Genomic DNA, 2,963 nt, shown 5'->3' with positions numbered 1-2,963 from the left:
AATATTAGTTTTGCAGAAGGGGATAGAGCATCTTGTGTATAAATGGTAAGTTTTTAGAAAATTCAGTTTCGCAGTTGCGTGTTGCGATGTTTGTTTAAACAGGCCAATTCTATTAATATAGAAAATTTTTATCCTTGTTGTATTTGAATATGAATGAGGTATTTATGCCAAGGAATATAGGTGATTTTATATAGATTATGATAGATAAATTTTTGGTATGGAGTGATAATATGGAAAGATTTTTTGTAGAGTTAGTCGGATCAACAAATGATTTTTTATGGTCTAAATTGTTAATTATTATGCTTGTTATTTGCGGAATTTATTTTACATTTAAATTGAATTTTGTACAGTTTCGAATGTTAAAAGAGATGGTCCGTGTATTAATGGAGGGGAAAAGTGGTTCTAAAGATCAAATCTCTCCTTTTCAAGCGTTTTGTATTGGTATGGCAGCCCGCGTTGGAACAGGGAATATCACAGGAATTGCGATTGCAATTGCATTAGGTGGTCCTGGAGCTGTATTTTGGGGAGCTGTATTTTGGATGTGGATTATTTCTATTATTAGCTCGGCCTCCAGTTTTGTCGAAAGCACATTAGCACAGATATATAAAGTAAAAGATAAAACTGGTTTCCGCGGTGGTCCATCCTATTATATGGAAAAAGGGTTGAATAAACGTTGGATGGGAGTATTATTCTCTATTTTAATCACAATTACTTTTGGTCTTGTATTCAATTCAGTACAATCAAATACAGTTACAATTGCTTTTCAAAACTCATTTGGTACAGATCGTCTAACAGTTGGGATAATCATGGCTATTGCTTTCGCTGCGATTATTTTTGGTGGTGTACAACGTATTGCAAAAATGGCTGAATACAAGGTGGTATTTTTAGCGGTATTATACATTGGAGTTGCATTATTTGTTGTAGTTACCAACATATCAAAAATGCCGGAAGTTCTTTCTCTTATTGTTCAAAACGCATTTGGTTTTAAACAAATAGCAGGCGGTTCAATTGGTGCAGCACTTATGAATGGAGTTAAACGTGGTTTATTTTCAAATGAAGCTGGTATGGGAAGTGCACCAAACGTTGCCGCAACAGCAACAACAAGTCATCCGGTGAAACAAGGACTGATTCAAGCATTTGGTGTATTAACGGATACACTGATCATTTGTACTAGCACTGCCTTTATTATTTTGCTGTCTGATGCATATAAACAACCGGGGTTAAATGGTATTGCACTTACACAAGCAGCATTAAGTGAACACATAGGTCCTTGGGCATCGGGTTGTCTTGCTATCTTTGTTTTTTTATTTGGATTTGGTGCGTTAATTGGCAACTATTATTATGGTGAAACAAATATTCGCTTCTTACATACAAGTAAAGTGTGGTTAATGATATACAGAATAAGTGTGTTGGCTATGATTGTATTTGGTTCTGTTGCAAAAATTCAAATTGTATGGGATTTAGCGGACTTATTTATGGGCTTTATGGTTATTATTAATTTAATTGCTATTACCTTACTTTCAAAAGTAGCATTTGCGGCGTTACAAGATTATATAAACCAGAAAAAAGCTGGTAAAGATCCTGTTTTTTATAAAGAAAACATTAAAGGGCTTGAAAATATTGAATGTTGGGATAGTTATGAGAAAACTTCAAAAAAGAAAAGTGTGTAATAAGAAGGATATTCAGACTGCAATATGTCTGAATATTTTTCTTGGTTCTAGTGCAAATATTATTGATTATAGTAAAGAAAAAATCATTCTATATAAAGTTAATAGTACGGGGGAATATGATTAAATGATAAAGGATTCTAGCGTTCAAGTTGAGGGTCAAGAAAAAGTTTGCTTAGATCAATGGGTAGCTCATTATCGAGCGTATGCAGCTAAGGGACGAAGCGCCAGTTATATTCCCGCTCTGGGGGAAATAAATGTATCGCAGTTAGGTATTTGTATAGTAAAGCCAGATGGAACAATGATAAAATCAGGAGATTGGGAGATACCTTTCACATTACAAAGTATATCAAAAGTAATCGGTTTTATAGCCGCTTGTTTAAGTCGCGGTATTTCTTATGTATTAGAACGAGTTGACGTAGAGCCAACTGGAGATGCCTTTAATTCAATTATTCGTTTAGAGATACATAAACCAGGAAAACCTTTTAATCCTATGATCAATGCTGGAGCGATTACGATAGCTTCACTTTTGCCAGGGACATCGGTGCAAGAAAAATTAGAATCTCTATACGTATTAATTGAAAAAATGATAGAGAAGCGTCCCGCTATTAATGAAATAGTATTTCAATCAGAATGGGAAACGGCTCATCGTAATAGAGCATTAGCATACTATTTAAAGGAGAATGGTTTTCTAGAATCAGATGTGGAGGAGACACTAGAGGTTTACTTAAAACAATGTTCGATTGAAATAAATACAGAAGATATTGCCTTAATAGGGCTTATACTAGCACATGATGGATATCATCCTATTCGCAAAGAACAAGTGCTCCCTAAAGAAGTAGCTAGGTTAACAAAAGCTTTAATGCTAACTTGTGGAATGTACAATGCTTCTGGAAAATTTGCTGCTTTCATTGGATTACCAGCTAAGAGTGGGGTATCCGGCGGAATTATGACACTTGTTCCCTCAAAAACTAGGAAGGATTTATCGTTCCAAGATGGATGTGGTATTGGTATTTACGGACCAGCCATTGATGAATATGGGAATAGTTTACCAGGAATTATGTTGTTAGAACATATTGCAAAAGAATGGGATTTAAGTATATTTTAAAAAGGAGCACAGATATTTTGGTGTTAGAGCGAGTCCAAAAGTGTTCAGACCTTATATTGTGTCTGAACATTTTTGAGTTATAAAGTATCTTTCTAAAGTAGAAGGGTGTAATGAATACTCACAATCTATAATGCTTTCGTTTATATCTTATTTATCAGTTTTTGAAAAAAATAGAGTAAGTATTGTAT

Annotated in this window: 2 protein-coding genes; both read left to right on the top strand. The window is 34.3% G+C overall.

Annotated features, from left to right (window positions below):
- Positions 1-230: 230 nt before the first annotated feature.
- Positions 231-1,670 carry an alanine/glycine:cation symporter family protein gene (locus tag ABWK52_RS27925; RefSeq protein WP_353772302.1) on the top strand — a complete coding sequence of 480 codons (1,440 nt, stop codon included), beginning with the start codon at positions 231-233 and terminating at the stop codon, positions 1,668-1,670.
- 124 nt (positions 1,671-1,794) lie between these two features.
- Positions 1,795-2,775 (top strand): glutaminase GlsA, encoded by a 981-nt coding sequence (gene glsA / locus ABWK52_RS27920; RefSeq protein WP_098542016.1) that lies wholly within the window; start codon positions 1,795-1,797, stop codon positions 2,773-2,775.
- The last annotated feature ends 188 nt before the right edge of the window (positions 2,776-2,963 follow it).

It is taken from the genome of Bacillus sp. AP50 (assembly GCF_040492675.1).
GTDB lineage: Bacteria > Bacillota > Bacilli > Bacillales > Bacillaceae_G > Bacillus_A > Bacillus_A cereus.
Note: the sequence above shows the minus strand (reverse complement) of the source record. Positions and strands in the feature narration are given on the sequence as shown.